The sequence below is a fragment of the Rheinheimera pacifica genome, assembly GCF_900108485.1.
Classification (GTDB): domain Bacteria; phylum Pseudomonadota; class Gammaproteobacteria; order Enterobacterales; family Alteromonadaceae; genus Alishewanella; species Alishewanella pacifica.
The window spans coordinates 1-5,434 of record NZ_FNXF01000035.1; the positions used below are offsets into that span (position 1 = coordinate 1).

Here is a 5,434-nt window from a genome sequence, read left to right on the forward strand (position 1 = left end):
GTTACGCGCTGGCGATGCCAAAGCGGTGCGCGCCATGCTGGCAGATGACGTGCTGATTGTCGAAGGTAATGGCGTAGAGCGCTCCGCTGAAGAGTATGCCAGTCATCATATGCTGGCAGATATGAAATTTATGGCGGCGGTAAAGGTAGAAGCGCTGGAGCATCAGACCAAGGTGCTGGGCAAGGTGGCCTATTCGGTTAGCCGTAGCCAACTGACTGGCGACTATAAAGGCAAGCCGGTTGACGTTATCAGTAAAGAAACGCTGGTGCTGGTAGATACAGGCGCCGGTTGGAAGATCGTGCATGTGCACTGGTCGCACTAAGACAACAGCAGGAGATCACTATGAAGCTAACTCTGGCAGCGGTTGTGTTGGTAGCTACTGCGTTACTGGCCGGCTGTAAAGACGCCGGCCCGGCTAAACCGGAAACTACAGCTGTGCCCGACAGTGCAGCAGCACTAACCCTCACGGTATACAAAACGCCAAGCTGCGGTTGCTGTAAAAAGTGGGTATCGCACCTTGAACAGCAGGGAGTGGTTGCACAGACGAAAGACTATGATGATCTAAGCGGCATAAAAGAGCGCTATGGCATCACGCCACAGTATTATTCCTGTCACACCGCCGTATCGGAGCAGGGCTATGCCTTTGAAGGCCATATCCCTGCTAAATACATCCGGAAATTTCTTGCTGAGTCGCACCCGGATGCAATTGGCCTGAGTGTACCGGGAATGCCGCTCGGATCACCGGGCATGGAAGTAGAAGACCGCTTTATGCCGTACGACATTTTGTTACTACACAAAGATGGCAGCGCCAGCGTCTACGCGCACATCAGCGATGCTTCGATGCAGTAGCCAATAATAGGCGCTTCAAAAAAACACCACTTTAAAAGTGGTGTTTTTTTATTGAAGCACGATAATGTCAGTTGGGTTTCGCCAGTTGCTGCAAAATATGACAATGCGGACTACCGTCGCCCCGGCAGCTGTCCGCCAGCTCCGTCATCACCTGCTGCATATGCTGCAGCTCGGCAATTTTGCTGGTAATTTCATTCAGGTGTTGCTGAGCCAGCTGTTTTACCGCTCGGCTTTCGCGCCGTGGGTCTTGCCATAATTCCAGCAGCGACTGGATATCGTGTAACGAAAACCCCAGGCTGCGCGCCTGACGAATAAAACGTAGCTGGTTAATTTGCTCACTGTTGTAAAGCCGGTAACCTGCATCAGTACGTGGCGATCTTCTAAGCAAACCGGATTGCTCATAGTGCCGGATCATTTTGGCGCTTAAGCCACTCGCTTTTGCCGCATCACCAATGGTTAGTAAGGTCGCCATATATCGCTCCTTATTTAAAAGACATGCGTTGCAAACGCAGGGCATTGGTTACCACCAGCACACTGCTACACGCCATTGCTGCTCCGGCCAATACAGGGTTTAAAAAACCCATCGCTGCAAGCGGTATACCGATGGTATTAAAGGCAAAGGCCCAGAACAGATTTTGCTGAATATTGCGGTAGGTTGCACTTGCCAATAGCAGAGCTGTCGCTACCAGTTCCGGATCGCCACGCATCAGCGTAAATGCAGACGCACTTACAGCAACATCGGTACCTGTTGCCATCGCGATACCTAAATCAGCCTGAGCCAAAGCGGGGGCATCATTAATGCCATCGCCCACCATCGCCACTTTATAACCCTGCTGCTGATAGGCCGCTACGGCTTCAGCTTTACCCTGCGGCAGCACTTCGGCGTCAAAATTGTCCAGCCCCAGCTCTTTGGCGACATACTCGGCGCTAGCCGTTGAATCACCCGTTAACATAGCAACCTGAATACCGGCAGCTTGTAATTTATGTACCGCATTTTTTGCCTGGGCTTTGGCTTTATCAGCAAAACACAGCAAACCGAGTAATGTCGTGCCCTGATCAGTTTTTTCTGCCAACCAGGATACCGAAGCGCCCGGTACTGCGATAAGGTCTTGCGGTAATGTCAGCCCCATCTCCCGCATCCAGCTACCCGAGCCCAGCATTACCGCACGGCCTTTGACGTTAGCTTTCACGCCTTTTCCGGCCACTACAGCAAAATCCGATACTGCCAATAAATCGACATTGTGGTTGATAGCATAGCTAACAATGGCTTTGGCCAGTGGGTGTTCGCTGTACTGTGACAACGCATACGCCAATGCGGCCAGCTCGGTTTCATTGTTAAGCGCGTTCAGCTGCGTTAATACCGGCTTGCCTTCGGTGAGAGTGCCGGTTTTATCAAATACGACATAATCAATTTTTGTCGCTTGCTCCAGCGCGACAGCATCTTTTACCAAAATACCCTGGCGCGCCGCTGTGCCGGTACCGGCCATAATGGCCGCTGGAGTGGCCAGACCCAAAGCACAGGGACAGGCAATAACCAATACCGCTACGGCATTAAGAATACCTTGCTGCCAATCGGCAAACGCCAGGCCCCAAATCAGCACGGTGGCTAAGGCGACCAGCAGTACTACCGGTACAAAGATACTGCTTATCTTATCCACCAGGGCTTGTACTGGTGCTTTCGCGCCCTGAGCCTGCTCTACCAAGCGGATAATTTTTGACAAGGTGGATTCTGCACCTAAGGCGCTGGCCTCAAACTCGAGCCGGCCATCGAGATTAACCGAACCGCCCGTCACTTTATCGCCAGAGGTTTTATGCAGCGGCACACTTTCGCCGCTGATTAGTGCCTCATCCACGTGGCTGCTGCCCTCTGTCACTATGCCGTCGGCCGGTATCCGTTCTCCTGGCAGCACCTGAATGCGATCACCTTTAACCAGCTCAGCCGCTGCAATACTGTGCCAACTATTATTGCGCCAGACCCTCGCTGATGTCGGTTTTAAGTTTTCCAGCGCTTGCAGCGCATCGGTAGTACGCCGCTTGGCGCGTTTCTCCAGCAACTTACCCAGCAGCACCAGGGTTAATACTGCCGCGCCACTTTCAAAGTACAGGTGTGGTGCGCCATGATGCCCATCAAAGCTGTACCACAGATAGAGCGATAAACCATAAGCGGCACTAGTACCAATTGACACCAGCAAATCCATATTGCCGGTGCCCGCTTTAAGTGCATGCCAGCCGGCTTTGTAAAAGCGGGCGCCGAAATAGAACTGTACCGGTGTGGCCAAAAGCCATTGCCATAGCGGCGGTAACATCCAGTCGGCACCGAACAGCATGCCAACCATTGGCAAAACTAATGGCAGGGTAAGTAAGGCAGCACCGATCACTGGCCAGCTGTCGCGCTGATAAAAACGTAGTGGTTGAGCTGGGGAGTTTTGAGCCTCAGGTGAAGCCTGGCTGAGAACCAGCTCATAACCAGCATCGGCAACGGCCTGTTTCAGGGCGCTGTCTTCTGTGGTGGGTAACAGGGTCAGGCTTACCTGCTCTGTGGCCAGGTTTACTGAAGCGCTTAGCACACCAGACACCTTTAACAGGCTCTTTTCCACCCGGCCGGCGCAAGACGCACAGGTCATACCCTTTACCGCATATTGCCGGTTAACCGTTTCTAGTTCATAGCCAGCACTGGTTACCGCCGCACTAAGCTCAGCAAAGCGGGCATCGCCTGCTACCGTTGCCATGTCTGTCGCCAGGTTGACGCTGGCTGAGGTCACGCCGGCCACAGCGCGCAGTGCATTTTCAATCCGATTCGCGCAGGACGCACAGGTCATGCCCTTTATTGCAAGTTGTATTGTTGCTGCCATATCCGTAACTCCAGGTTGAGAAATGTTATCAGGCATAACAAGGTTAAACCTTACCATTATGGCAAGGTCAAACAACTTTCAAAAAAAGGCTATTCGGATTAAATGGTTGATGGGGTGCTCTTGCCCCACCTACTCGGTACCACCCTCAGATGGTTGATAGATCGACCCCGTAGTTGAGCTCCTCTGCGAAGTCCGGTAGTCCGTAACCGATGGTTTTATTGTAGAACGGAGAGACCTTCGCAGTGGGTGCCTTCTTTTTGTGCTTCGTGGTGTAGAGCATTCGTGCCCGCATCACCTCGAAGGAGTAACCACGCCCTTCACGGTTCTTGTCTTTGGCCAGTCGGTTGATCGACTCCGTGTAAGCGTTGGTGACGGGCATGTCCGTCTCGAAGTAGGTCATGGTCTCTTCGCGCCAGTTTCCCACTGCCCTGACCAGATCGCTCCAGACTTCCTTCTGGCCTTTCGGAATGGTGGCTATCCACTCGTCCAGGGCGGCTTCTGACTGGGGCCGTGTGATGGCGTCCCAGATGCCATAGAAGCGTTCCTTGTGCTCGTAGGCGGCCAGCAGTTGCGGGAATGCGCCTGTCCAGGTCTCCATGATCAGCCGTTCCCGATCTGAAACTTCGTGAGCGCGTTTCAGCAGGATCTTCCGGTCGCCCTTGAGGGTTCGGCTCTGGGAGGGTTTCAGCTCCTTTCTGAGGCCCTTGCGCACCTTCTCCAGGGCATCGTTGGCCATGCGTACCACATGGAACTTATCGACCACGATGCGGGCCTGTGGCAGCAAGGCCTTGACCGCTGCCCGGTAGGGGTTCCACATGTCCATGCTGACGATCTCGACCTTCTGCCGGTCTTTCAGCTTCATCAGGTAGTTGGTCACCACGTCCTGACGGCGGGTAGCCAGCAGGTCGAGCAGGGTTCGCTCCTCAATGTTGGTCAGAATGCAGCGGTAGCGCTTGTTCAGGTACAGCTCGTCGATGCCCAGAATGCGGGGCGTCTCGAAGCGGTGCCAGCGCCCCAGGAACTCGGCGCGGGCGTTGAAGATGTCGCGTACCGTCTTCTCGTCCAGACCTGTCTGTGCCGCCACGAAGGTGTAGGGGTGGTTGAAGGATTCCTTCTCCACGTATTCATGCAGCCGCAGCGTCATACGGAAGCCGTCCACCATCTCCGGTAGCTGGGGCCTGAAGGTTGTCTTGCAGGCCCGGCAGGTGTACCGGCGGCGGACCACCCAGAGGGTGACCCGCTTGCCGTGGATGGGCAGATCACGATAGGGAACATCACGCTTGCCGAACCGCACGAACTCACCCTGCACTCCGCATTCTTCGCAGGCAATGGGATCGGGCGCGTCCACTTGGAAGTGCATGTCGTCGTCGGTGGTTTTGCAGCCCAGTACTTGGTATTGCGGCAGGTGAAGGATGTTGTCGGGAAGTTCGGTCATGGTGTTGTATAGGCGAAGGTTTCAGTCAGATCCATCCGACTCGGCATTGGTGTTTGTTTTTTTACCCAAAAAGCTGCCGGAAACGAAAAGTAAGGCACCGAGGACAATTGCAATATCAGCCAGGTTGAAGGCCGGCCAATGCCAGTCTCGCCAATAGAAATCAAAGGAATCCACAACATAGCCACGAAAGACCCGGTCAATCAGGTTGCCCATGGCGCCACCGAGGATAAGACTGTAAGCGATGGCTTCTCCTTTATGACGATTTTCAAGGATCAGCTTGATCAGAAAAATCGAGACC

At 53.9% G+C, this 5,434-nt stretch carries 6 protein-coding genes; 2 read left to right on the forward strand and 4 right to left on the reverse strand.

All coding sequences use genetic code 11. The features are described from left to right. Nucleotides 1–322: YybH family protein (locus BLW68_RS20685; RefSeq protein ID WP_092797099.1), on the forward strand; the 322-nt coding region annotated here is incomplete at its 5' end. Between the two features lie 20 nt (nt 323–342). After that, nucleotides 343–849: a DUF411 domain-containing protein gene (locus BLW68_RS20690; RefSeq protein ID WP_092797158.1), complete on the forward strand. Its 507-nt coding sequence runs from the start codon at nt 343–345 to the stop codon at nt 847–849. A gap of 67 nt (nt 850–916) precedes the next feature. Here the strand turns inward: BLW68_RS20690 and cueR are convergent, their stop codons facing one another. The 4 genes from cueR to lspA all read right to left on the reverse strand — a co-directional run. Beyond that, nucleotides 917–1,321, reverse strand: coding sequence for a Cu(I)-responsive transcriptional regulator (gene cueR / locus BLW68_RS20695; protein WP_092797160.1), 405 nt, complete (start codon nt 1,319–1,321; stop codon nt 917–919). 10 nt (nt 1,322–1,331) lie between these two features. Beyond that, the gene (locus tag BLW68_RS20700; RefSeq protein ID WP_092797162.1) at nt 1,332–3,701 is read right to left on the reverse strand and encodes a heavy metal translocating P-type ATPase; all 2,370 of its coding nucleotides are present in this window, start codon (nt 3,699–3,701) and stop codon (nt 1,332–1,334) included. Between the two features lie 145 nt (nt 3,702–3,846). Next, on the reverse strand, nt 3,847–5,136 hold the full coding sequence (locus tag BLW68_RS20705) for an ISL3 family transposase (protein ID WP_092797164.1): 1,290 nt from the start codon (nt 5,134–5,136) through the stop codon (nt 3,847–3,849). 21 nt (nt 5,137–5,157) lie between these two features. Further along, the coding region (lspA, locus tag BLW68_RS20710) for a signal peptidase II (protein WP_092797166.1) at nt 5,158–5,434 on the reverse strand (277 nt) is incomplete at its 5' end.